This is a genomic window from Bradyrhizobium sp. 6(2017) (genome assembly GCF_011058295.2).
In the GTDB taxonomy this organism is placed as follows: domain Bacteria; phylum Pseudomonadota; class Alphaproteobacteria; order Rhizobiales; family Xanthobacteraceae; genus Bradyrhizobium; species Bradyrhizobium septentrionale.
In genome coordinates this window covers 7,371,409-7,394,403 of the sequence record NZ_CP049289.2, presented here as the reverse complement: position 1 = coordinate 7,394,403, position 22,995 = coordinate 7,371,409, and the positions used below count along the sequence as shown (strand labels likewise).

Sequence of the window (22,995 nt, the reverse complement as noted above, 5' to 3'; positions counted from 1 at the left end):
GCCAATGAACCGCCGCGAACTGATCAAGGCCTTCGCTGCTTCCGCATCTCTCACCGTCGCCGGCCGGGTCTGGGCGGCGCCCGCGACCGATGCGCGCCTGCTCGTCGTGTTCCTGCGCGGCGCCTACGACGCAGCCAATGTGATCGTGCCGGTCGGCAGCGAGTTCTACTACGCCACGCGCCCGACGCTTGCGATCGCGCGGCCCGATGCCGGCAATCCGAACGCGGCGCTGGCGCTCGATGCCGGATGGGGGCTGCATCCGGCGCTGCGTGATTCGATCTATCCGCTCTGGGCCAAACGCGAGATCGCATTCGTTCCGTTCGCCGGCTGTACCGACGACCTCTCACGCAGTCATTTCGAGACCCAGGACACGATCGAACTCGGCCAGACGGTCGGCGGCAGCCGCGACTACCGCTCCGGCTTCATGAGCCGGCTGGCCAGCGAGCTGACGCGGGTGAGGCCAATCTCCTTCACCGACCAGCTGCCGCTGATCTTCCGCGGCCATGCCCAGGTCCCGAACACCAGCATCGCGAGCGTCAGCAAGCCCGGGGTCGACGACCGCCAGGCGCAGCTGATCAAGCAGATGTACAAGCAGGGCAGCCTCGCGAACGCGGTTGCGGAAGGTTTTCGCGTCCGCGACGATGTCTACAAATCCGTCTCCGAGGAGATGACGGCGGCGAACCGCGGCGCGGTGTCGCCGCGGGGCTTCGAGCTGTCGGCGCGGCGGATCGGTCACTTGATGCGTGAGCAGTTCAACCTCGGCTTCGTCGATGTCGGCGGCTGGGACACCCATGTCAACCAGGGCGCCGCGACCGGCTATCTTGCCAGTCGCCTCGGTGAGCTCGGCCGCGGCCTTGCCGGTTTCGCCGAGGAGATCGGGCCTGCGATGTGGCGCGACACGGTCGTGGTCGTGATCTCCGAATTCGGCCGCACCTTCCGCGAGAACGGCAACCACGGCACCGATCACGGCCATGGCAGTGTCTATTGGGTGATGGGCGGCGGCATCAATGGCGGGCGCATGGCCGGCGAGCAGGTCAAGGTCGCGGAGGCGACGCTGTTCCAGAACCGCGACTATCCGGTTCTGACCGACTACCGGGCGTTCTTCGCCGGCCTGCTCCAGCGCGTCTACGGCCTGAAGCAGCCGAGCCTCGAGCGCATCTTCTCCGGCATCAAGCCGAAGGATCTGAATTTGGTTTGAAGGGGCGCGCTGCCAAAATATCGAAAACAACCCCATGCAAAGTAGCCGTCGGTTGCCGGTGTTCGACACGGCAACTTGACACGTCGGGCAAATCAACGGTATTCTTCTATTATTCAGAAATAGTGCAGGTGGCGGAGGCGGGCGCGATCAATCCTCGGTCAGGCGCGAGACGACATGCAGCGGGAGAGTGATCCCGAGCTTTTCGAGCATGCGCTGGAAGTCGTTTGCCGTGTAGCGGTCGTTCTCGGTAACCAGGCCCAGGATCTGCCCTTGGCCTTCAACTGCCAAAGGCACAACGGCGCCGAGCACGCTGTCCAAAGGATCGAGGAGGGGCCGTTCCGGTGCTGAAATCTCCAGAAAGCTCCGCAGCCAGGGCAGATGCGTGCTGGACAGCGTCATCGCTCCGATGCCCGGATGTCGTGCGTCCAGCGCCGAGACAAATGCGTCGACCTTCTCCTGCACCCCGATGTGGTCGAACAGGAACGCTCCGCTCTCCACCAGCTCCACGAGCGGCGAAGCGTTGACGAGATGAACGCGGTCAACCTGTTCGCCGGCCTCGGCGGCAGCGAACGTCCGCATTTCCGCACTTTCGACAAGGGATTGAACGCCGAGGACCGCGACGTCTCGCTCCTTCGCGCGCTGCAAGGCTTCCCGCACCGGTGGGTGCACCCCGAACACCGGCACCGAAACCATATCCTTCAGGTCGTCCAGGACGGTTATCGACGGGGCATTGGACGCGACGAGGATGGCGGCGGGATCGAAGCCGCAAAGGAAACGAAGGGTTCGGTTCAGAATCCCCAGAAGCTGTTCTCTGCTCTTGCTGCCGTAAGGAAAGCTCGCTCTGTCAGCGAAATAGAGGATGTCCTGCTTGGGCAAAGCGCGCTGCAACGCGGCCACGGCCGCATAACTGCCGATGCCCGCGTCAAACACTGCAACAGGCTTTCTCAGACTGTGAAGATTTTGACCGGTCATTGCGGTTCCAAGCTACGGCTCCAGGCGTCGATCACACTTTTGACGCCAGATCCGCGATCGCCTTCATCACAGCATTACGGATGCCGGGGTCGTAGAGGATGTGGCCGGCGCCATCGATGATGCGGACCTCGCTGCCCGGCCAGCGCGCGGCGAGCGCGTGCGAGGTTGCGGGCGGGCACAGCAGATCGTAGCGGCCCTGCACCAGGATGCCGGGAATGCCGGCGAGCTTGCCGGCGTCGTCCATCAGCTGGTTCGGCCGCATGAAGCAGTCATTGGCGAAGTAGTGCGCTTCCATGAACGGCGTCGAGGGCAGGGCGCCCGATGTTTTCTGGAGCTCAAGCCGCGTCTGCTTCGGCGCATGCTCCGACAGCGTGCGCTCGGTGTCGTGCCAGGCGCGCGCGGCCGGCGCATGCACCGCGGCGTCGGGATCGAGGATGCGACGATAATAGGCCGCAAGCGGCGCTACGCGTTCGCCCTCGGGCAGGAAGTTGAGGAAGTCCTCGTGGAGGGACGGATAGAACCGCGGCAAGGCGCGCAGAAAAACGTCTTCCAGTTCCTCGGCGGTGCCGAGAAAGGTCGCGCGCAGCACCAGGCCGCTGACGCGGTCGGGATGGGCTTGGGCATAAGCCAGCGCCAGCGTCGCGCCCCAGGAGCCGCCGACCACCATCCAGCGCGCGAAGCCGAACCGCTCGCGGATCTTCTCCATGTCCGCAATCAGATGCTGCGTCGTGTTGTGGTCGCGGCTGCCCTTCGGCCGGCTGCGGCCGCAGCCGCGCTGGTCGAACAGCACGGCGTGAAAGCGCTCGGGGTCGAACAGCCGGCGATGATCGGGCTGGCAGCCGCTGCCGGGCCCGCCATGCAGATAGACCGCGGGAACGCCGCCTTCGCGACCGACGCTCTCGACATGAAGGTTGTGGCCACGGCCGACATCGAGCCATTCCGATGTCAGGGGCGCAAACGGATCGGCGCGCCTCGCGGCCTTGCCGACGTCGGCGTCAGGCGCCATCACGTTTGTCCTGGCGTTCGTCCGTCTCCAGCGTGCCGCCGGCAAAATTGCGATAGAGGAAACGATTCTGCATGCCGGCGGATTCCTGCTCGGCCTGCTTGAAGATCTCCTCGTGCCGCGGCGACAGCGCACAGGCCGGATCGGTGTTGCCGGCGTCGCCGGTCAGGGCAAAGGCCTGGCAGCGGCAGCCGCCGTAATCGACCTCGCGGAATTCGCAAGACTTGCACGGCTCCGGCATCCAGCCCGTGCCGCGATAGCGGTTGAAGGCTTCCGAGTTCTGCCAGATCCAGGCGATTGAATGATTCGAACGCACCGATTCGAATTCGAGCCCGGTGATGCTCTCGGCGGCGTGGCACGGCAGCACCTTGCCGGCCGGCGAGATGTTGAAGAACTGGCGGCCCCAGCCGCCCATGCATTTCTTCGGCCGCAGCGCGTAGTAATCCGGAACCACATAGTCGATCGCAAGCGTGCCCTTCAGGCGGGCCTGCGCCTCCTCGACGAGGCGGCTGGTCTCCTCGATCTGCGCGACCGTCGGCATCAGCGCGGCGCGGTTCTTCAGCGCCCAGCCGTAATACTGGACGTTGGCGACTTCGAGCCGGTCGGCGTCGAGGTCGACGGCCATCTGGATGATGTCGGGGAGCTGATGCAGGTTCTGCCGGTGCATCACGGCATTCACCGTGAGCGGCAGTTCAAGCTCGCGCGTCCATTTCGCGACCTCGAGCTTCTTTTTGTGCGCGTCCTTCAGCCCGGCCACGCGATCGGCGACGATGGGCTCGTTGCCCTGAAAACTGATCTGCACATGGCTGAGGCCGGCATCGGCCAGCGCCGCGAGCTTGTCCCTGGTCAGCAGCACGGCCGAGGTGATCAGGTTGGAATAGAGCCCGACATCGGTCGCATGCTGCACCAGCTCGACGATGTCCTTGCGCGCGGTCGGCTCGCCGCCGGAGAAATGGATCTGCAGCACGCCGAGTTCGGCGAGCTCGCTCAGCACCTTCTTCCATTCGTCGGTGGTGAGCTCGGTAGAGCCGCGGTCGAGCTCGACCGGATTCGAGCAATAGGGGCATTGCAGCGGGCAGCGGTGGGTGATCTCGAGCAGCACCGCGAGCGGGATGCCGTAGGTCTCGGCCGCCGAGCGGGCGCCTTGCAGCACCGCGAGCCCGTCGCTCGGGCCTGATGGTGTCGTCTTGTTGTCGGCGAGCGTGTCACTCATGCTGTGCTCTCGCGCGCTTCGGTGAGAAAGCCCTTGTCGGCTAGATCCTGCAGCATGGCGATCACGTCGGTCGCGATCGCCTCGCGTGGCGCGGCGTATTTTTCCGCGAGCTGGTCCACCATCTCGGCGACATTGCGCACGCCGTCGCAGAGATGCAGCACCTCGACCGCGATCTCGTCCGGCGCCAGCACACGCTCCGGCGCCAGGATCACCCAGACCTGCCGCGTCTCGTCGAATTTCAGCTTGGTGTGGCGCGGCAGTTTCGGCCGGCTGGTCTCGCTGACGCTGATGTTGCGGCTGGCCATTGATCTCGTTCCTAACTCGCTTTCGGCACGAACGCGCCGGGCGGAATGTGGCCGTCGACATAGGCGTGATACAGCGCGTCGAGCTGCACCCACAGCACGTTGGTCTTGAAGATCAGCGCGTTGCACACCGCTTCGCGCTCGGCCGGCGTCTTGGCATGCTGCTTGACGTATTCGAGCGCGAAGCCTGCGTCGCGCGGCGCCTGGGTCAGGCGGCGGCTGAAATAGCTCATGATATCGGGGTTGACGAAGTCGTAATGCTTCAGCATCCCCGAGATGCGCTCCTCGTGCAGGTTCGGCGCGAACAATTCGGTGAGCGAGGAGGCGATCGCCTCCAGCGGCGTGCGGTCGCGGCAGAAATGCACATAGGCCTCCACGGCGAAACGCGTCGCCGGCAGAATGCCTTCGGTGGATTCCACATAGGCGGTGGCGAGGCCGAGGCCTTCGGTCAGCTTCAGCCAGCGCTCGATGCCGCCCTCAGTGCCGAGATCGCCGTCATGATCCTCGATGCGGTGACGCCACTCGACTCGTGTGTTGCGGTCGCGGAAGCGCGAGATCACCATCGCGTCCTTCAGCGGGATCGTGCTCTGGTAATAATAGCGGTTGAGCGCCCAGGCCTGGACCTGGCCCTTGTTCAGCTTGCCGCCGTGCAGCAGGCGGTGGAACGGGTGCAGGCTGTGATAGCGCGTCGCGCCGATCTGGCGCAGCGTCGCCTCCATCGCCTCGGCGCTGTCGAGCGTGATGCCCTTGCCGATCGAGAGCGCGGTCATTCCAGAGGTCAGCACGACATTCACAGCACGATCTCCGTTCCGTCGGAAGGAATCTGCCAGCCCGCCTGTTCGGCCGCCTTGCGCTCGGCCGAGGTCCCAAGCAGCGCCGGGTTGGAGTTGTTGATATGCAAAAACACTTTTCGTCCGATGTCGAGAGCGGCGAGGCTCGCGATCGCACCCTGATCGCCCGACATCGCGATATGTCCCATGCCCTGGCCGGTCTTGTTGCCAAGCCCCGCCGCGATCAGCTCGTCGTCGCGCCACACCGTGCCGTCGAAGAACACGAGGGGCGCGCCCTTGAGCCGCGATTTCAGGTCGTCGGTGACCCGCGCGCAGGCGGCCAGGAAGTAGAAATATTGGCCGCTGCGCTTGTCCGCAATGCGCAGGCCGAGCGTATCGCCGACGCCGTCGGCGCCTGCCGGGTGCGCCTTGCCCTCGAGATACCAGGCGCCCTTGCCGGGAACCTCGAACGGCAGCACCTCGAGCCCCGACGGCGATCCGTCGGGCAAAGCCGGCTCGAAGCCCTGATCGACCGCGATCGGCCGTCGCGCGACGCTCTTTTCACTGAGCACGTTGAAGATGCTGTTCGAGCGCAGGATCGCGAGCACCCGCTCATGGGCGTAGATCGCAAATGGCGAACCCTCGCGCATCGACAGCAGCCCCGCGACCGCATCGATCTCGCCATTGGTGAGGATGACGCCGGCGATCGGGCTGTGGCGCAAGGCGCCGGGCTTCGGATGCAACTGCGGCGTGGCGATCAGCTGCTGACGCAGATCGGGGGAAGCGTTGACCAGGAACCAGTGCGCGCCGTCGCCGCTGACGGCGATCGAGGCTTGCGTGCTCTGCAATTCCGGATGGTCGCTTCGCGCCGTCCTGCAGACGGCACAGCCACAGTTCCACTGCGGAACGCCGCCACCCGCCGCGGCACCCAGGACGACGACACGAAGCATGATCCGTCCCCTGGAGAAAGTTTGGCCCTGACGAGGTTTGATCTGGACCCAGAAACGTTACGAGGTGGACCCCGGATTTGAAACACACTCCCTTGCTCGGGAGCGCGTTACGCCCGGATGTCCACCTGCGCTAAAACGCTAGACGTGTATGGGGCGCTGCCGCTTACTTGCGGGTGGCGCACATATACATGTTGATTTCCATGCCGACCGACACTTCCACGATCTTCGGTGCTTTCCAGGCCATTAGGCTCTCCTTGTTGCAACCGGACGAACTTTCCGCCCTGCAGTTAAACTACTGCGGTTGGAAAAGTTCGCCACTTAAATTTTTTGCAACGTGCCCTGCTCAAAGGCATGCTGCACTGCGGCAAGCGGAACTGGCCCAGTCACAAATTTGTGCACGCATTTCCCGTCAAAAGCCCGTGCCGTCAGACCTTTTTCCTGTTGTTCGCCACAGGATGAATGGTGATGTTGGGCTAATGAACAGGGGCCGCGCGGTCCTCCGAAGGTCCTGATGACGATTCTACAGCTTCCGGCGACGGGAGCGACTAACCGAGCCGAGTTCAGCCGATGCCACGCTATTTCTTCAACACCCGAATCGGCGACGAGCTGATCTCCGACCCTGACGGCGAAATCCTGCGCGACCCGGATCGTGCGTGGGAAATGGCACGGGCGATGATTCGCGAATTGCTCAAGACCGAGGGCGCCGACGGCGCACTGCTCAGCGCGGTGATCGAGGTGACCGACGACGAGGGCGAGATCGTGCTGGAGTTTCCCTTCACCGAGGCGATTCTCGATCGCCCGGACCGCTCCCTGACAAGGCACTGAGATAAGGCATCGACGCACGCCGACAAGGCCGCGTGGTCACAACCATGCGTTGGCCCGATGCCAGCATGTTTCCGATTGCAATTGTCCGGACAAATTCCCAAGGCTATGAACGGAAAGCCGAACCGCGCCGATCGACCTCAATGGCGCAATCAACAACGGCTTCCACCCAGGGGAGAACAATCATGAAAAAACACTCGTTCGCACCGCGCCGCCTGCTGCTTGCCGGGGCGATGTTGGGGGCGTTCACGCTCTCTGCTGCGGCGCAGCAGCCGGCGACCCCGCCGGCGGCAGGCGCGGCGCCTGCCGCGCAGCCGCTACCGCCGGGCTCGCCCATGATCGGGCGTCCGGACAATGAGGCCGCCGCCAAGCTCGCGCCGGTGGCGCCGCCGCCGCTGCCGTCCGCACCCGACAAGCTGCCGCTCGCCAAGCTCAAGGTGCCGGCCGGCTTCAACGTCGAGGTCTATGCCGCGGGCATGGCCAATGCGCGTTCGCTGGCGCTCGGCGACAAGGGCACCGTGTTCGTCGGCAGCCGGCTGGTCGACAAGGTCTATGCGATCGTCAACAAGGACGGCAAGCGCTCGGTCAAGGTGATCGCCTCGGGCCTCTATCGTCCGAACGGCGTCGCCTTCAAGGACGGCACGCTCTACATCGCCGAGCTCTCGAAGGTCTCCAAGATTGACAAGATCGAGGACAATCTGGACAACCCGCCGAAGCCGACCGTCATCTACGACAAGCTGCCGAAGGACGAGGCGCATGGCTGGAAGTTCATCGCCATCGGTCCCGACAGCAAGCTCTATGTCCCGGTCGGGCAGCCCGGCAACAACGTGCTGCATGACGCCGACCACGGCCAGATCCGCCGCATGAATCTCGACGGCTCCGGCGCCGAGGTCTACGCGCTCGGCGTGCGCAACTCGGTCGGCTTCGACTGGAATCCCGAGAACAAGCAGATGTACTTCACCGACAACGGCCGCGACTGGCTGTCGGAGACGGTGCCGGAAGACGAGCTCAACCGCGTCACCAAGGCCGGCGAGGATTTCGGCGCGCCGTATTGCTGGCAGGGCAACATCATCGACCAGGAGCTCGGCTGGGGCAAGAACTGCAAGGACTACACGGCGCCGGTCGGCCTGATGGGCCCGCATACCGCTTCACTCGGCATGCGCTTCTACACCGGCAGCATGTTCCCCAAGGCCTACAAGGACGCGATCTTCGTCGCGCGCCACGGCTCCTGGAACAAGTCGCAGAAGCAGGGCGGTGACATCGTCGTCGTCAAGCTGAACAAGGACGGCACCGTGAAGTCGGTCGAGCCGTTCCTGACCGGCTTCCTCGAGGACAACAAGTATGCCGGCCGCCCGGTCGACGTGATGCTGCTGAAGGACGGTTCGATGCTGGTCTCCGACGACTGGAACGGCGCGGTCTATCGCATCAGCTACGGCAAGCAGAAGGTCGCCAACCAGTAACAACCACCAACGTCATTCCGGGGCGATGCGCAGCATCGAACTATGATGTGCAATTGCACATCTGAGAATCTCGAGATTCCGGGTCTGGTGCTGAGCACCAGCCCGGAATGACTGAAGTGCCAGGAGCCGCTAATGCGCAAGATGACTATTCCCACGCTCCTGTTTGCATTCACCGCATTCTCCGCAAATGCCGAGACCATCCAGGAGCGCACTGCTGCGTGCTTTGCCTGCCACGGCGAGCGTGGCACCTCGGAAACCGAGAACACGCCCTCGCTCGGGGGCCAGCAGGCGCCCTATGCGCTGATCCAGCTCCTCATGTTCCGCGAGAAGCTGCGCACCTTCGAGCCGATGAACGAGATGGCGAAGTCGATGACCGACGACGATCTGCGCGCCTTCTCTGATTTCATCGCCACCCTGCCCAAGCCCACGCCGCCCACCGAGGCCGGCGATCCGGCGCGGATGGCGCGCGGCCAGGCGCTGGTGCAGCAGAACCGCTGCAACGCCTGCCATAACACCGATTTCTCCGGCAAGGAGAACGTCCCCCGCATCGCCAACCAGCGCGAGGACTACCTCGCCAAGACCATGGCCGAATACAAGGACAACAGCCGCCACGGCTACGATGGGACCATGGCCGACGTGATGCAGCCGGTCGCCAAGGAGCAGATCGCCGACCTTGCCTATTACATCGCGCACGTCCGCTGAAACATCGGGCGGCGGGCCGCTGGCCTTGTTCTCCGTGCGGCGCTAAAACGCCTGCGTCACACGGAGTTGCACATGCAGGATCTTTGGCGTCTGTCGGCGGCTGAACTCGCCGGCCTCATCAAATCAAAGAAGGTATCGGCGAAGGAGGCGGCCGAGGCCGGGCTCGCCCGGCTCGACGCGGTCAACCCGAAGATCAATGCGGTGGTCGATCACCGGCCAGACGACGTGCTGGCGCAAGCCGCTTCGATCGATGCGGCAATTGCGCGCGGCGAGGCGGTCGGTCCGCTCGCCGGCGTGCCCATCACCATCAAGGTCAATGTCGACCAGGAGGGCTACGCCACCACCAACGGGCTGAAGGCGCAGCGCGACCTCATCGCCAGGGTCGACAACCCGGTGGTCGCCAATCTGCGCAAGGCCGGCGCGGTGCTGCTCGGCCGCACCAATTGTCCCGCGGTCTCCTATCGCTGGTTCACCACCAATCTCATTCACGGCGACACCAAGAACCCGCGCGATCCAGCCATCACCCCGGGTGGCTCGTCGGGCGGCGCGGGCTCGGCGGTTGCGGCCGGCATCGGCCATATCGCCCACGGCACCGATATCGCTGGCTCGGTCCGCTATCCGGCCTATGCCTGCGGCGTGCACGGCCTGCGGCCGAGCATGGGCCGTATCCCGGCCTTCAATTCGGCGCTGCCGGAGCGGCCGATCGGCCCGCAGATCAGCGCGGTGTCGGGGCCCCTGGCGCGCACCGTCAACGATCTGCGCATCTCGCTTGCCGCGATGTCGGCGCCCGACTATCGCGACCCTTGGTATGCGCCGGTGCCCCTCGAGGGCCCGCCGCGGGAAAAGCGCGTTGCGATGTGCCTCAATCCCGATGGTCTCAATCCGGTGCCGGAAGTGGTCGCCGCGGTGGCCGATGCCGGCAAGCGGTTGCGAGAGGCCGGCTGGATCGTCGAGGAGATCGCCGACACGCCGTCGTTGCGTGAGGCGGCGGAGATCCAGACCCGGCTCTGGCTCGGCGACGGTTACGAGGCCCAGCTCGCCTTCGCCGAGCGCGAGGGCGATCCCGGTGCGCTGGCCTGCCTGCGCGGCGTCCGCGCCAGGGTACATCCGTTCGACCTGTCGCGGGCGCTGACCCGCCGCGCGACCTTGACCCGCGAATGGTTTGCCTTCTTCGACAAATATCCGGTGCTGCTGATGCCGGTGTCCGGCGAGCTGCCGTTCCCCGACCATCTCGACCGCAAGGACGAGGCCTCGTTCGCGCGGGTGTGGCATGCGCAGCTGCCGCAGATCGCGATCCCGTTCATGGGGCTTCCCGGGCTCGTCGTCTCCACCGGCCTCGTGGGGCGGATTCCGGTCGGCGTGCAGCTGGTGGCCGGCCGCTACCGCGAGGACCTCTGCCTTGCCGCGGGCGAGGCGGTCGAGGCGGGCGGCACGCCGTCGTCGCCGATCGATCCAGCGGGGTAACGGCAATGACGACGTCACGCGTCTATGATTTCACCGCCAAGTCGCTGTCCGGCGACGACGTGCCGCTGCAGCGCTTCGAGGGGCAGGTGCTGCTGATCGTCAACACCGCGAGCGCCTGCGGGTTCACGCCACAATACAAGGGCCTGCAGGAGCTGCACGCCGACCTGTCGCCGCGCGGCTTTGCCGTGCTCGGCTTTCCGTGCAACCAGTTCGGTGCGCAGGAGCCGGGCGACGCAGCGCAGATCGCCTCGTTCTGCGAGACCAACTATTCCGTGACGTTTCCGATGTTCGCCAAGATCGACGTCAATGGCGCCGGTGCGCATCCATTGTATGAGCACCTGAAACGTGAGAAGTCGGGCCTGCTCGGACCCTCGATCAAGTGGAACTTCACCAAGTTCCTGGTCGATCGCTCCGGCAAGGTCGTGGCGCGGCACGCGCCGACCGCCCGGCCCGAAGGATTGAAGAAGGAGATCGAGGCGCTGCTATGAGCGACAACAACGACGATACCACCAACGAGCAATTTCCGGACCGTCTCTCGATCGATCCAAAGAGCCCCTATTACAACGAGGCGATCCTGTCGCGTGACGTCGGCATCCGCTTCAAGGGCGCCGAGAAAACCAATGTCGAGGAGTACTGCATCAGCGAGGGCTGGGTGCGGGTCACCGCCGGCAACGCCAAGGACCGTTACGGCAATCCGCTGACCATCAAGGTGCACGGGCCGGTCGAGCCGTATTTCCGGGACAAGGCGAAGTCCTGAGGCGCTTCCTCCGCCGTCATTGCGAGCGCAGCGAAGCAATCCATCGCGCCGCAAGCCGAAGAATGGATTGCTTCGTCGCTTCGCTCCTCGCAATGACGGTGGGGCGGAAGCGCCAGTTCTTACTCAGAGAGCACGATCATGTCCGTCCGTATCCTCGACGTCCGCGAGGTCACAAAGCCGATCTCCTCGCCGATCCGCAACGCCTATATCGATTTCAGCAAGATGACCTCGAGCCTGGTCGCCGTGGTCACCGACGTGGTGCGCGACGGCAGGCGGGTGGTCGGCTACGGCTTCAATTCCAACGGCCGCTACGGGCAGGGCGGTCTGATCCGCGAGCGCTTTGCGCCCCGCCTGCTTGAGGCCGATCCGAAATCGCTGCTCGATGCCGACCGCGGCAATCTCGATCCGGACAAGGTCTGGTCGACGCTGATGTCGAACGAGAAGCCGGGCGGCCATGGCGAGCGCTCGGTCGCGGTCGGCACCATCGACATGGCGGTGTGGGACGCGGTGGCGAAGATCGCCGGCAAGCCGCTGTTCCGGCTGCTCGCCGAGCGCCACGGCGTGAGCGCCAATCCGCGCGTCTTCGTCTATGCCGCCGGCGGCTATTACTATCCGGGCAAGGATCTCGGCGCGCTGCGCAAGGAGATGCGCGGCTATCTCGATCGCGGCTACAACGTCGTGAAGATGAAGATCGGCGGCGCGCCGCTCGCGGAGGACCGCGAGCGGATCGAGGCGGTGCTCAAGGAGATCGGCAGTAACGCGCAGCTTGCGGTCGACGCCAATGGCCGCTTCGATCTGGAGACCGCGATCGCCTACGCCAAGATGCTGCGCGAGTATCCGCTGTTCTGGTACGAGGAGGCCGGCGATCCGCTAGATTATGCGCTGCAGGCCGCGCTGGCCGAGTTCTATCCCGGCCCGATGGCGACCGGCGAGAACCTGTTCAGCCACCAGGATGCGCGCAACCTGATCCGCTACGGCGGCATGCGGCCGGACCGCGACTGGCTGCAGTTCGACTGCGCGCTGTCCTACGGGCTGTGCGAGTATCAGCGCACGCTCGCGGTGCTGAAGACCTACGGCTGGTCGCCGAGCCGCTGCATCCCGCATGGCGGCCACCAGATGTCGCTCAACATCGCGGCCGGCCTCGGCCTTGGCGGCAATGAGAGCTATCCCGACCTGTTCCAGCCCTATGGCGGTTTCCCGGACGGCGTGCGCGTCGAGAACGGCCACATCGTGATGCCCGACCTTCCGGGCATCGGTTTTGAGGGCAAATCCGACCTCTATGCGGAGATGAAGGCGCTGGCGGCGTAGCCCGTGCCCAATCCGGCCGGCCCGGCATCCTTGAGTCTGCTCGCAAAATAATGTGAGCGACGCTCAAGAGAATATTGAACGTTGCTCATGTTCGGTATACTCATGCTGGAGAGACGCCTCTTTCGGGTCACCGGGAGAGGCGCGGAACCGGCCATGAGGATAGCCGCATGCCATATTCAGCGAAGAATCTCCGGGACGCCGCCGATGCCGGGGTGATCAGCGCGGCTGATCTGGAACGCTTGCTCGCCTTCCTGGCGAGCAGCGACGGGAAGGGTGCGGACAGTGGCGCCGGCCCGGCAGCGAAATTCGATGCCGCGCATGTGCTCTGGTACGTCGGCGCGCTGATCGTGATCGGCGCCATGGGCCTGTTCTCGACCCTGGCGTTCACCCAGATGGGCGGCCGGGCGCTGACGGCCTGCGCGATCGCCTACGCCACCGCTTTCACTGTCGCTGGTCACCACCTCTGGTACGGCAAGAATCTGCGGGTTCCCGGCGGCCTGTTGATCGCGATCGCGGTCTCGATGGCGCCGCTCGCGGTCTATGGCATCCAGGATGAGCTCGGCTGGTGGGGGAAGTTCGGTAAGCCCGGAACCGTGCACGACTTCTACATCTGGGTGAAGGGCAGCTGGCTCTTCATGGAGATCGCAACAATTGCCGCCGGCATCGTCGCACTGCGCTACTTCCGCTTCGCCTTCATCGTCGCGATCATCGCGTTCGCGCTGTGGTTCATGTCGATGGATCTGGCGCCATGGTTCAGCGGCATGGATTATGCCGACTTCGAGACGCGGCGCCGCGTGTCGATCTGGTTCGGATTGGCCGTCCTCGCGGTGGCGTGGATCGTCGACTATCGCAGCCGCAACGGCGACTTTGCGTTCTGGCTGCATCTGTTCGGCCTGATGGCGTTCTGGGGCGGAATTACCGCGTCTGAAGGCTCGACCGAACTGGGCAAGGCGGTCTACTGCCTGCTCAATGTCGGCCTGATCGCGCTCGCCGTGATCCTGATGCGGCGCGCCTATGCGGTGTTCGGCGCGTTCGGCATCTGCATCTATCTCGGACATCTGGCCGACGTCGTGTTCAAGGACTCGCTGTGGTTTCCGTTCGCGCTGTCGCTGATCGGAATTGCCGTGATCGCCGCCGGCCTGCTCTACCATCGCAATGAGCGCGCGATCGCTGGCTGGATCGACGCGCATCTGCCGGCGGGGCTGCGGCCGCGATCCGCGACGGCGTGACGCCGGCATCCGTAGCGCCTTTAGAACCGATACAATCTGGAATTCCTACAAGAAGGGCGGCGCGCAAGCGCCGTTCTTCGTTTCCCGGCGCAAACCCGGAAGCCGACAGAAACCATTTGCATCCTTGACTTTTCCAACGCTGCGCTCGCCGCGAGGCGCACCTGCGCGCTTTCGTCGCGATTTTATTCCGTTGTCGCGCAAAAATTTTCCCGGCCGCGTCGTCTGGACGCATGGCGCCCCACGTCTCTAGAGGACGGCGCATCGCCTTCGTGCAAGGCGAGAGTTGCTTCGAGAGTTGCTTGGGGACGACGTCATGACATCGAGATCACAAACCAACCGCCACACTGCGTTGCTGGCGAAGCTTTCGCTGCTCACGGCGAGCTATTTCGCTATGAGCGTTCCGCTCGCAACCTCGGTTGCACAGGCGCAGTCGGCGCCGACGCAAGGCGTCTCGACGTTGCCGCCGGTGACCGTCACCCCGCCGGCGGCGCAACGCCGCCGCAGCGCGCCGAAGACTGCGCGCAACACTGCGGCCACGCGCGGCCGCCGCACCCAGACCGCGCGGCGGATCGAGCCGGCGGCTACGGCAAAGCCGTTCGCGGAATCGCAGGACGCGCGCACCGGCACGTCGGGCTATTTCGCCAACAGCACCTCGGTTGCGACCAGGACCAACACCGCGATCGTCAACATCCCGCAATCGCTCAACGTCATCACCCGGGAGCAGATCCGCGACCAGAACTACCAGGGCCTCACCGACGTCACCCGCTACGTCCCCAGCGTCGCCGTGCATCAGGGCGAGGGCAATCGCGACGAGCTGGTGATCCGCGGCGTCGATTCCAGCGCGAATTTCTTCGTCAACGGCTTCCGCGACGACGTGCAGTATTTCCGCGACTTGTACAACGCCCAGAGCATCGAGGTGCTGAAGGGGCCGAGCGCGCTGACCTTCGGCCGCGGCGCCGGCGGCGGCCTGCTCAACCGCACGCTCAAGGAGGCCGACGGCAACCGCGTCTATGAGGCGACCGCGCAGACCGGCTCATGGGGCGATCGCCGCGTCACGCTCGATGCCGGACAGGCGATCAACGAGAACGTCGCAGCAAGGCTCAACGTGTTCTACGAGGGCGCCGACGCGTTCCGCGACTTCAACCATCTGGAACGCTACGGCATCAATCCGACGGTGACGCTCAAGCCCGACGACAACACCAAGATCAAGCTGAGCTACGAGTATTTCCACGACGAGCGCACCGCCGATCGCGGCAATCCCTCGCAGGGCCTGCCGGGCGGCGCGACCCGCTTCAATCCGACCACGCCGTTTGCGCCGAACGGCGATTTCTCGACCTTCTTCGGCAGTCCGGCGCTGAACACCGCGCAGGCGACGGTGCAGACCGGCATGGCAATCATCGAGCACAATTTCGAGAACGGACTGACGGTGCGCAACGGCACCTTCGCCGCCGACTACCAGAAGTTCTATCAGAACGTCTATCCGACGGGCGGTGCGCTCGCCGGCGCGGTCAATCCGGCGGATACCGCGGTCAATCTCGGCGCCTATCAGCACACCACCAACCGCGACAATGTCTTCAACCAGACCGATTTCACCTACAAGACCTGGACCGGACCGCTGTTCCACACCGTAGGCTTCGGCACCGAATTAGGCCGTCAGACCGGCGTCGACATCCGCAATACCGGCGTGTTCCCGAACGGCACCAACACCATCGTGCAGAACCCGTTCGCGCCGACCTATTTCGGCCCGGTGACCTTCATCCACCACTTCACCGGCACCAACACCGACGGCGTCACCACGCCCGATTCGAACAGCCGTTACGCGCTGAACATCCAGTCCGGCTATGTCAGGGACACCATCGAGATTTCGCGCGCCGTGCAGATCATCGCCGGCGCGCGGTTCGACCGCTACGACATGTCGGCCACCGACATGAACACCAACATCAACCGCGGCCGCGTCGACAATCTGGTGTCGCCGCAAGGCGCCCTGATCATCAAGCCGATGGATTCGATGTCGGTCTATACCGCCTACAGCATCTCGTATCTGCCGGCCTCGGGCGACCAGTTCAGCGCGCTGACCGACGGCACGCTGATCCTGCAGCCGCAGCGCTTCGAGAATGTCGAGCTCGGCATGAAGTGGAACATCAATCCGAAGCTGCTGTTCTCGACCGCGGTCTATAATCTGAACCGCACCAACCAGCCGATCGCCGACGGCAACAATCCCGGCTTCTTCTTCCCCTCCGGCAGCACGCTGACGCGCGGCGTCGAGGCGAGCCTGACCGGCTATGTCACCGAGCAGTGGCAGTCGTCGCTGGCCTATGCCTATACCGATGCGAAGATCACCGGCGCGACGTCGGCGACCGTCGTGCCCGGCAACCGCGTCCAGCTCGTGCCGTATAATCAGTTTGCCTGGTGGAACAAGTATCAGTTCACGCCGATGTGGGCGGCCGCGCTCGGCGTGATCTATTTCGGCGATTCCTTTGCCTCGTCCGACGACACCGTGCGGCTGCCGAGCTTCGTCCGCTTCGATGCGGCGGTCTATTCCAAGATCGACGAGACCTGGAGCGCCCAGCTCAATGTCGAGAACATTTTTGACAAGGGCTATTGGGCCTCCGCCGACGGCAACAACAACATCTCGCCGGGGCAGGGCCGCACGGTGCGGCTGATGGCGCGGGCGAGGTTTTAGGCGCAGAGAGTGTCGACAACCTATCAGCATCGTCATGGCCGGGCTTGACCCGGCCATCCACGTCTTTCTTACGTGGGGCGCCAAAGACGTGGATGCCCGGGTCAAGCCCGGGCATGACGACGACTGAGACTGTCCGCTCGCAATGACGTGGAGAGAGCGCCCTCTCAGCCCAGCCGCATGTCCAGCAGCCGCCGGCCTTCGCCCTTCAACAGCTTCTTCACCGCGCTCGAGGCGATCACCTCGCCATTGTTGGCGTAGGCCTCGTGGTTCTTCTCGATGTCGTCGAGGCGGTAGAGGTAGTTGACCATGACGCCGGCGGATTCGCGCAGGCCCTTGGGCGAGAGGTCGCCGAGCCAGTTGATCCGCTCCAGCCGTGCGCCGTTGCCGAGATGGAAGCGCGCGACCGAATCGATCAGCCGTCCCTTCGGCGTGCGCGCCTTCAGGAAGTAGTAGGCGGCGAGCGGCTCCAGTACGGTACGCAGCTGCGCGGCGAACTCGGGGTTCTCGGACCAGCCGGGCTTGCCGAGGCTTTCCAGGAGCTGTCGGTCCTCATCGGTGAGCGGCACGTCGTCGGCCTGCTTGACCCACTGCATGAAGCCCGGCGCCGGCGACAGCGTCACGAAGGTGTCGAGCTTGGGCAATTCGCGGCGCAGTTCCTCGACCACCTGCTTGATCAGGAAGCTGCCGAAGGAGATGCCGCCAAGTCCGCGCTGGGTGTTGGAGATCGAATAGAACACCGCGGTGCGGGCCCGCTCGACCGCAACCGGCTCGCGCTCTTCCGCCAGCAGCGGCGCGATCGCGCCCGGAATGGTTTCGGTCAGCGCGACCTCGACGAAGATCAGCGGCTCGTCGGTCAGCGCCGGGTGGAAGAACGCGTAGCAGCGGCGGTCCACCGGATCGATGCGGCGGCGCAGATCGTCCCAGTCGCGGATCTCGTGCACGGCCTCATAGCGGATGATCTTCTCCAGAATATTGGCCGGCGATGACCAGTCTATCCTGCGCAGCACCAGAAATCCCCTGTTGAACCAGGATGAGAGCAAATGCGACACGTCGCGATCGAGCGCGGCGAGGTCCTTGTTGCCCTTCATCAATGAAAGCAGATCGGATCGCATCGACACCAGCTCGGCGGTGCCGCCCGGCGCGCGATTGAGCCGGCGGATCAATTCCTGGCGGCGCGGCTCGGAGGCGAAATGCAAATCGCTGGCGTCGTCGCCATTGGCCGTGTCGTTCACCTTGGCGCGCCAGCTTTCGATCGCCTGCGCCAGCCTGGCGTGATCGGGCCCGAAATCGCGCGCCAGCGTCTGGAAGAACGACAGCCGCCCGGGGGTATCGAGATGGTGGTAGCGGTCGAGCACTTCGCGCGCCATCGCGGTACCGGAGGCTTCGCCGCGGCCGGACAATAGCGCCTCGCACAATTCCAAGAGCTCGGACGGATCCTGCTTGTCGTCGGCCGGGCTGGCGCGGCCGAGCAGCACGCGGCCGCGTTCGGAGATCGTGGACAGCAGGTCGGAGAAAAAGGCGTTGGCCATGAGCAGGTCGTATCCAGCGGGTCGCATCCAGTGAAGCCGGACCTTACACGGGATTTAAGGTCGGGAGGACTGCAATCAAGCGCAGGGATCGTACGGAAATATGTCGCAGCCCGACAGCGGTATAATTCGTCATGACTACTCCCGATGACGAATCCCGTTCACGTTTTCTCGCACGTTTTCTCCGCGAACGCGGTCGGTGTCTTGCCGGTGACCTGGCGGAACGCGTGGGAGAATGCCGGCACGCTGGCATAGCCGAGGTCGGCGGCGACCTGCTTGACCGAAACATTCGCATTGGTCGACAGACGCTCGATCGCGGCCGCGATGCGGGCGCGCTGGCACCAGCTCTTGAAGGAGAGCTGCGTCTCCACCGAGAACAACCGCGATAGCGTCCGCGCCGAGGTGCCCACCATGCGCGCCAGCGCGTCGATCTCGTGATCCCCCGTCGGATCGGCGAGCACGATATCGGCGGCGCGGCGGCAGCGCGGCTCCTGCGGCAGCGGGATGAAGGTCGCGGAATCCTCGGCCTGGTGCAGCTCCAGCATCACGAGGCGGATCAAGAGGTCGGTGCGCTCGCGTCCGCATGATGTGTCGAACAGCGCTAGGATCGCCTGGTGCACAAGGGGCGAGACCCGCACCACGAATTCGTGGTCGAGGCTGTCGCTGCGCTCCTCGCGTGCGAGCCAGGCCTGGTCGAAATACAGCGTGCGCATCTCGATGTCGGCGAGCACATCGATCGCATGCGGCAGCAGGGCAGGAACCCACACCGCGCGGTCCGGCGGCACCAGCCAGCGGCCCTTCGGCGTGGTCACCTGCATGGTACCCGAGGCGGCATAGACCAGCTGGGCCTCGCGGTGCATGTGCGGGTCGAGCCGGACGCCCTTTGGGTAGCTGCGCGCGACCAGGTGCACGCCGTCGCCGGTGATGCGCCGGTCCTTGTGGAGGGCTCTGATTGGCGGTTCAGCGATAGTCATTGGCGACATCCCGTCAGGACAAGCACCTATAACCTATTTTTCGAGCAATTGAAGAATCGCGTGAGAGACGTGCCATGAATAGCCCAAGCAACAGTCCGAGCCGGGTGATCACCTTCGTCAACGCCGCCCATTTTATCGATCACTACGCGATGCTGATCTTCGCCGCCGCCGTCATCATCATGGGCCCGGCTCTCGGCATGGCCTATTCGGAACTGCTGCCCTATGCGACGCCGGGCTTCATCGCCTTCGGTGCCGGCTCGCTGATCACGGGCTGGCTCGGCGACCGCTGGAGCCGCCGCCACATGATGCTGATCTTCTTCGTCGGCATCGGCCTGTCGATGATCTCGGTCGGCTTCGTCTCGAGCCCGCTGCAGCTCGGCGCGACGTTGCTGGCGATCGGCATCTTCGCCTCGATCTACCATCCGGTCGGCACCGCGATGATCGTGTCCTATGCCGAGAAGCTCGGCGCCGAGATGGGGATCAACGGTGTCTGGGGCAATCTCGGCGTCGCCTCGTCGGCGCTGGTCACCGGCGTGATCGGCCAGTATCTCGGCTGGCGCTGGGCCTTCATCGTGCCCGGCGCCGTCACCGTGCTGATCGGCGTCGTCTTTGCGATGACGGTGGTGCATGAGGACCGCAAGGGCTCCAAACAGGCCGCAGCCCAGGCGCGCGTCGCCAAGCAGGACATGTGGCGCGTGGTGCTGTCGCTCCTGATCGTGGTGATCGCGATCTCGACGACCTTCAACGCGGTGACGGTGGCGCTGCCAAAACTGTTCGCCGAACGGCTCGCCGACCTGACCGGGAGCCCGGCGCTGCTCGGCGTGATCGCGGCCGGGGTCTATGTGTTCGGCGCGATGACGCAGTACACGATCGGCAAGCTGCTCGACAGGCATTCGCTGAAGACGGTGGCACTGCCGCTGTCGTTCATGCTGGCGCCGTTCCTCTATCTCGCGGCGAACCTGTCCAACCTGCCGCTGATCGTGGTCTCGATCGGCATCGTGATGGGCGCGTTCGGCCAGGTGACGGTGAACGATGCCATGGTCGGCAAGTACACCACCGAGGAATGGCGCTCGCGCGCCTATGCGGTGCGCTATTTCGTCGGCTTCACGGCGGCCGGCGCCTCGGTCGGCCTGGTGGCCTGGCTGTACGATCAGGGGGGCTTCGCCACGATGCTGCGTGCCTTTGCCGCGCTGTGCCTGCTGGCGATTGCGGCCGCGATCATCCTGCCGCGCGAGATCCGGACGCCGGCCACGCGGGCAGGCTGACGCAATAGTGTTTTGCCAGCCGGTTTGCCGTTGAGATAGTACCCGCCCGCTGGCCGGCGGGTGCTCATCCACTGGCGGCAGTCCGTGAGCTTGGTCACGCTTCGCGAAACTTTGTTCCAATCCGAAGGTGTGGTAGGTTTAACCGAGCCTCGGGGACGAAGGCGCCGGTTGCGCCTCGAGCACGAAATTTTTTGGAGCAGCCGGAGCGCTATGGGAGAAATTCGCGACTTCAAGTCAGGCCGGTCACAGCCCGACAATACACAGCCCCCCGGCGAGACTCCCGGCAATTCGATGCCGCGGCGCCTGGCAGCGATCGTTGCCGGCGATATCGCCGGCTACAGCCGGTTGATGCAACTCGATGAAGAAGGCACGCATACCCGCGTCAAGCGGATCGTGCGCGATCTCGTCGAGCCCACCATTGCCGAGCACCACGGCAAGCTGGTCAAGACCACCGGCGACGGCTTCATCGCGATATTCGACAGTCCGGTCGAGGCCGTCCGTTGCAGCATCGTGATCCAGCAGAACATGATCGGCCGCAACGCGGCGATCGCGAAAGATCACTGGATCGAGTACCGAATCGGCGTCAACCTCGGCGACGTCATCATCGAGCCCGACGATATCTATGGCGACGGCGTCAATGTGGCGTCGCGTCTCGAAGGGATTGCGGCGCCGGGTGACGTCTTCATCTCCGGCGGCATCTACGAGCAGATCAAGCACAAGATGGTCTGCGGATACGAATCGCTTGGCGACCGCAAGGTCAAGAACATCACCGATCCGGTCCGGGTTTATCGCGTGCTGCCGGACGCCGCCGCGTACCAAAGGACGCGCCGGCGCCGTGAGTCCATCCTGCTCACGCTGCTCGGATTGGCGGTCGCAATCATCGCCGGCGGCGTGCTCTGGTACATGCTCGCGCAACCGCGCAGCAAGCCGGCCGACGTGGCAAAGGCACCTCCGTCGCCGGCGGCATCGCCGACCGTCCAGCAGCCGGCTCCGAGCCCGGCTCCAGCTCAATCTGCAAGTCCGGTCCCAAGCCAGAGCCCAAGTCAAATCCCAAGTCAGGTCCCAAGCGCAGCGCCGACACAGCAGGCGTTGCCTCAGGCTGCACCCTCCGCCAGTCCCGCCGTGTCGGTGCCGGAGCCCGAAATGGTCTCGCTGCAGGGCGGCAGCTTCTCGATGGGCAGCAATGACGATCCTTCGGAGCGGCCGGTCCGCAAGGTGACGGTCAAGCCGTTCGCCATGGGAAAATATCCGGTCACCGTGCGCGAATGGAATGCCTGCGCGGAGGCCAAGGCTTGCGGCTTCACGGTCACCGGCAAGGACGACGTTCCGATCACCAATGTGAGCTGGAATGACGCGAAGCAATATGTAGCGTGGCTCGCCGAACGCACCAAAAAGGCCTATCGGCTGCCGAGCGAGGCCGAATGGGAGTATGCGGCGCGTGGCGGAACGCAATCGAAATACTGGTGGGGCGACCAGATGCAATCGGGCAACGCAGGTTGCAAGGATTGCGGCGGTAATGCTGCGACCGAACAACCGGTCAAGGTCGGCAGCTTCAAGCCGAACCCGTTCGGCCTCTACGATATGGGCGGCGGGGTCGATCAATGGGTGGAGGATTGCTGGCACAGGAGCTACCAGGGCGCGCCGGTCGACGGCGCGGTGTGGTCCGGCGGCGACTGCGCCTCCCATGTCCTTCGCTCCGGCTCCTGGAAGAACGACGCGCGCTATGTCCGTCCGGCCAATCGCGACAATTACGATACCAATGTGCGCTACCCGACCCACGGTTTCCGGGTCGCGCTGTCTCCCTGAGCGATCATCTGCAATCGCGGGGTTTCATGGAGGGGATATGAAAAGTACAGGCTTGATCATGCTCGCCGCGGCACTGACGTTGTTCGCGGCTCCGGCCAGCGCGCAGAACAAGCCGGCAGGGAAGGACACCAAGCTGTATTTCCTCTGGCCGCACGACGGAGTGACGGTGAAGAGCCCGTTCTGGTGTCGCTTCGGGCTGCGCAACATGGGCGTCACCCATGCCGGCGACGACTATCCGAACAGCGGCCACCACCATCTTCTGATCGACGTGAGTGAGCCGTTGAATCCGAACGAGCCGATTCCTTCGGACAAGTCTCATCTGCACTTCGGAGCAGGCCAGACCGAGACGCAGCTCGACCTGCCGCGGGGCAAGCATACCTTGCAGCTGGTGCTGGGCGACGCCAAGCACTATCCATTCAGCCCGCCCGTCGTCTCCGATAAAATCACCATCCGGGTCAGATAGGCCGATACGGATAGCTCCCCTGCGGGACCGGCGCTTGCGCCGGGCCATGCCGTGCGGTTTGTTGCGCGCCTGCCGGACAACAAGATTCGGCGTGGAGGGGCACCGATGTCGTCTCGACTGCAGCGTCT

22 protein-coding genes are annotated in these 22,995 nt (G+C 64.6%); 13 read left to right on the top strand and 9 right to left on the bottom strand.

The features are described 5' to 3' along the window. The first annotated feature begins 4 nt into the window (after positions 1–4). The gene (locus G6P99_RS35225; protein WP_165125241.1) at positions 5–1,198 is read left to right on the top strand and encodes a DUF1501 domain-containing protein; all 1,194 of its coding nucleotides are present in this window, start codon (positions 5–7) and stop codon (positions 1,196–1,198) included. 147 nt (positions 1,199–1,345) lie between these two features. Here the strand turns inward: G6P99_RS35225 and G6P99_RS35220 are convergent, their stop codons facing one another. The 7 genes from G6P99_RS35220 to pqqA all read right to left on the bottom strand — a co-directional run bounded on the left by G6P99_RS35220 (position 1,346) and on the right by pqqA (position 6,652). After that, on the bottom strand, positions 1,346–2,170 hold the full coding sequence (locus tag G6P99_RS35220; protein WP_029079050.1) for a glutamate racemase: 825 nt from the start codon (positions 2,168–2,170) through the stop codon (positions 1,346–1,348). Positions 2,171–2,201: 31 nt separating this feature from the next. Further along, a complete protein-coding gene (pip, locus tag G6P99_RS35215) occupies positions 2,202–3,176 on the bottom strand; it encodes a prolyl aminopeptidase (RefSeq protein ID WP_029079049.1) in 975 nt (324 codons plus the stop codon). Beyond that, entirely contained in the window at positions 3,166–4,386 is a 1,221-nt protein-coding gene (gene pqqE, locus G6P99_RS35210; RefSeq protein WP_029079048.1) for a pyrroloquinoline quinone biosynthesis protein PqqE, read from the bottom strand. The genes pip and pqqE overlap by 11 nt, the downstream gene beginning before the upstream one ends. Beyond that, on the bottom strand, positions 4,383–4,691 hold the full coding sequence (gene pqqD, locus G6P99_RS35205; RefSeq protein WP_029079047.1) for a pyrroloquinoline quinone biosynthesis peptide chaperone PqqD: 309 nt from the start codon (positions 4,689–4,691) through the stop codon (positions 4,383–4,385). Before pqqD ends, pqqE begins: the two co-directional genes overlap by 4 nt. Positions 4,692–4,702: 11 nt before the next feature. Continuing rightward, positions 4,703–5,458: a pyrroloquinoline-quinone synthase PqqC gene (gene pqqC / locus G6P99_RS35200; protein WP_029079046.1), complete on the bottom strand. Its 756-nt coding sequence runs from the start codon at positions 5,456–5,458 to the stop codon at positions 4,703–4,705. Positions 5,459–5,478: 20 nt separating this feature from the next. Then, complete coding sequence (gene pqqB / locus G6P99_RS35195; RefSeq protein WP_029079045.1) at positions 5,479–6,408, bottom strand: pyrroloquinoline quinone biosynthesis protein PqqB; 930 nt, start codon at positions 6,406–6,408, stop codon at positions 5,479–5,481. Positions 6,409–6,571: 163 nt separating this feature from the next. Then, positions 6,572–6,652, bottom strand: a complete 81-nt coding sequence (pqqA, locus tag G6P99_RS35190) for a pyrroloquinoline quinone precursor peptide PqqA (protein WP_035635412.1) — start codon at positions 6,650–6,652, stop codon at positions 6,572–6,574. Between the two features lie 323 nt (positions 6,653–6,975). Here pqqA and G6P99_RS35185 point away from each other — a divergent pair, with 323 nt between their 5' ends. The 9 genes from G6P99_RS35185 (at position 6,976) to G6P99_RS35145 (ending at position 16,833) form a co-directional block, all read left to right on the top strand. Further along, positions 6,976–7,233: a DUF6894 family protein gene (locus G6P99_RS35185; protein ID WP_029079044.1), complete on the top strand. Its 258-nt coding sequence runs from the start codon at positions 6,976–6,978 to the stop codon at positions 7,231–7,233. Between the two features lie 182 nt (positions 7,234–7,415). Further along, positions 7,416–8,690, top strand: coding sequence for a PQQ-dependent sugar dehydrogenase (locus G6P99_RS35180; RefSeq protein WP_205751530.1), 1,275 nt, complete (start codon positions 7,416–7,418; stop codon positions 8,688–8,690). A gap of 132 nt (positions 8,691–8,822) precedes the next feature. Further along, the gene (locus G6P99_RS35175; protein WP_029079042.1) at positions 8,823–9,392 is read left to right on the top strand and encodes a c-type cytochrome; all 570 of its coding nucleotides are present in this window, start codon (positions 8,823–8,825) and stop codon (positions 9,390–9,392) included. A 72-nt stretch (positions 9,393–9,464) separates the two neighbouring features. Beyond that, complete coding sequence (locus G6P99_RS35170) at positions 9,465–10,856, top strand: amidase family protein (protein ID WP_029079041.1); 1,392 nt, start codon at positions 9,465–9,467, stop codon at positions 10,854–10,856. A 5-nt stretch (positions 10,857–10,861) separates the two neighbouring features. Further along, a complete protein-coding gene (locus G6P99_RS35165; RefSeq protein ID WP_165125238.1) occupies positions 10,862–11,344 on the top strand; it encodes a glutathione peroxidase in 483 nt (160 codons plus the stop codon). Beyond that, positions 11,341–11,613 carry a DUF3297 family protein gene (locus G6P99_RS35160; RefSeq protein WP_029079039.1) on the top strand — a complete coding sequence of 91 codons (273 nt, stop codon included), beginning with the start codon at positions 11,341–11,343 and terminating at the stop codon, positions 11,611–11,613. Before G6P99_RS35165 ends, G6P99_RS35160 begins: the two co-directional genes overlap by 4 nt. Positions 11,614–11,751: 138 nt before the next feature. After that, entirely contained in the window at positions 11,752–12,921 is a 1,170-nt protein-coding gene (locus G6P99_RS35155; RefSeq protein ID WP_029079038.1) for a mandelate racemase/muconate lactonizing enzyme family protein, read from the top strand. Positions 12,922–13,088: 167 nt separating this feature from the next. Further along, positions 13,089–14,150 carry a hypothetical protein gene (locus G6P99_RS35150; RefSeq protein ID WP_029079037.1) on the top strand — a complete coding sequence of 354 codons (1,062 nt, stop codon included), beginning with the start codon at positions 13,089–13,091 and terminating at the stop codon, positions 14,148–14,150. Between the two features lie 313 nt (positions 14,151–14,463). Then, the gene (locus G6P99_RS35145) at positions 14,464–16,833 is read left to right on the top strand and encodes a TonB-dependent receptor (RefSeq protein ID WP_245284547.1); all 2,370 of its coding nucleotides are present in this window, start codon (positions 14,464–14,466) and stop codon (positions 16,831–16,833) included. Positions 16,834–16,997: 164 nt separating this feature from the next. On the opposite strand, the gene G6P99_RS35140 is transcribed toward G6P99_RS35145, so the two are convergent. After that, positions 16,998–18,362 carry a malonyl-CoA decarboxylase gene (locus G6P99_RS35140; RefSeq protein ID WP_029079035.1) on the bottom strand — a complete coding sequence of 455 codons (1,365 nt, stop codon included), beginning with the start codon at positions 18,360–18,362 and terminating at the stop codon, positions 16,998–17,000. 158 nt (positions 18,363–18,520) lie between these two features. Then, a complete protein-coding gene (locus G6P99_RS35135; protein WP_035976328.1) occupies positions 18,521–19,333 on the bottom strand; it encodes an AraC family transcriptional regulator in 813 nt (270 codons plus the stop codon). 74 nt (positions 19,334–19,407) lie between these two features. Between G6P99_RS35135 and G6P99_RS35130 the strand changes: the two genes are divergently transcribed. The 3 genes from G6P99_RS35130 (at position 19,408) to G6P99_RS35120 (ending at position 22,867) form a co-directional block, all read left to right on the top strand. After that, positions 19,408–20,598 (top strand): MFS transporter, encoded by a 1,191-nt coding sequence (locus G6P99_RS35130; RefSeq protein ID WP_029079033.1) that lies wholly within the window; start codon positions 19,408–19,410, stop codon positions 20,596–20,598. 210 nt (positions 20,599–20,808) lie between these two features. Next, the gene (locus G6P99_RS35125; protein WP_029079032.1) at positions 20,809–22,404 is read left to right on the top strand and encodes an SUMF1/EgtB/PvdO family nonheme iron enzyme; all 1,596 of its coding nucleotides are present in this window, start codon (positions 20,809–20,811) and stop codon (positions 22,402–22,404) included. Between the two features lie 58 nt (positions 22,405–22,462). Further along, positions 22,463–22,867: a DUF4399 domain-containing protein gene (locus tag G6P99_RS35120; RefSeq protein WP_371261140.1), complete on the top strand. Its 405-nt coding sequence runs from the start codon at positions 22,463–22,465 to the stop codon at positions 22,865–22,867. The last annotated feature ends 128 nt before the right edge of the window (positions 22,868–22,995 follow it).

What these genes read in the sequence shown, in the direction of transcription:
- G6P99_RS35225 (WP_165125241.1), top strand. Translation starts at nt 5, where the DNA reads ATGAACCGCCGCGAACTGATCAAGGCCTTCGCTGCTTCCGCATCTCTC.
- G6P99_RS35220 (WP_029079050.1), bottom strand. Translation starts at nt 2,170, where the DNA reads ATGACCGGTCAAAATCTTCACAGTCTGAGAAAGCCTGTTGCAGTGTTT.
- pip (WP_029079049.1), bottom strand. Translation starts at nt 3,176, where the DNA reads ATGGCGCCTGACGCCGACGTCGGCAAGGCCGCGAGGCGCGCCGATCCG.
- pqqE (WP_029079048.1), bottom strand. Translation starts at nt 4,386, where the DNA reads ATGAGTGACACGCTCGCCGACAACAAGACGACACCATCAGGCCCGAGC.
- pqqD (WP_029079047.1), bottom strand. Translation starts at nt 4,691, where the DNA reads ATGGCCAGCCGCAACATCAGCGTCAGCGAGACCAGCCGGCCGAAACTG.
- pqqC (WP_029079046.1), bottom strand. Translation starts at nt 5,458, where the DNA reads ATGACCGCGCTCTCGATCGGCAAGGGCATCACGCTCGACAGCGCCGAG.
- pqqB (WP_029079045.1), bottom strand. Translation starts at nt 6,408, where the DNA reads ATGCTTCGTGTCGTCGTCCTGGGTGCCGCGGCGGGTGGCGGCGTTCCG.
- pqqA (WP_035635412.1), bottom strand. Translation starts at nt 6,652, where the DNA reads ATGGCCTGGAAAGCACCGAAGATCGTGGAAGTGTCGGTCGGCATGGAA.
- G6P99_RS35185 (WP_029079044.1), top strand. Translation starts at nt 6,976, where the DNA reads ATGCCACGCTATTTCTTCAACACCCGAATCGGCGACGAGCTGATCTCC.
- G6P99_RS35180 (WP_205751530.1), top strand. Translation starts at nt 7,416, where the DNA reads ATGAAAAAACACTCGTTCGCACCGCGCCGCCTGCTGCTTGCCGGGGCG.
- G6P99_RS35175 (WP_029079042.1), top strand. Translation starts at nt 8,823, where the DNA reads ATGCGCAAGATGACTATTCCCACGCTCCTGTTTGCATTCACCGCATTC.
- G6P99_RS35170 (WP_029079041.1), top strand. Translation starts at nt 9,465, where the DNA reads ATGCAGGATCTTTGGCGTCTGTCGGCGGCTGAACTCGCCGGCCTCATC.
- G6P99_RS35165 (WP_165125238.1), top strand. Translation starts at nt 10,862, where the DNA reads ATGACGACGTCACGCGTCTATGATTTCACCGCCAAGTCGCTGTCCGGC.
- G6P99_RS35160 (WP_029079039.1), top strand. Translation starts at nt 11,341, where the DNA reads ATGAGCGACAACAACGACGATACCACCAACGAGCAATTTCCGGACCGT.
- G6P99_RS35155 (WP_029079038.1), top strand. Translation starts at nt 11,752, where the DNA reads ATGTCCGTCCGTATCCTCGACGTCCGCGAGGTCACAAAGCCGATCTCC.
- G6P99_RS35150 (WP_029079037.1), top strand. Translation starts at nt 13,089, where the DNA reads ATGCCATATTCAGCGAAGAATCTCCGGGACGCCGCCGATGCCGGGGTG.
- G6P99_RS35145 (WP_245284547.1), top strand. Translation starts at nt 14,464, where the DNA reads ATGACATCGAGATCACAAACCAACCGCCACACTGCGTTGCTGGCGAAG.
- G6P99_RS35140 (WP_029079035.1), bottom strand. Translation starts at nt 18,362, where the DNA reads ATGGCCAACGCCTTTTTCTCCGACCTGCTGTCCACGATCTCCGAACGC.
- G6P99_RS35135 (WP_035976328.1), bottom strand. Translation starts at nt 19,333, where the DNA reads ATGACTATCGCTGAACCGCCAATCAGAGCCCTCCACAAGGACCGGCGC.
- G6P99_RS35130 (WP_029079033.1), top strand. Translation starts at nt 19,408, where the DNA reads ATGAATAGCCCAAGCAACAGTCCGAGCCGGGTGATCACCTTCGTCAAC.
- G6P99_RS35125 (WP_029079032.1), top strand. Translation starts at nt 20,809, where the DNA reads ATGGGAGAAATTCGCGACTTCAAGTCAGGCCGGTCACAGCCCGACAAT.
- G6P99_RS35120 (WP_371261140.1), top strand. Translation starts at nt 22,463, where the DNA reads ATGCTCGCCGCGGCACTGACGTTGTTCGCGGCTCCGGCCAGCGCGCAG.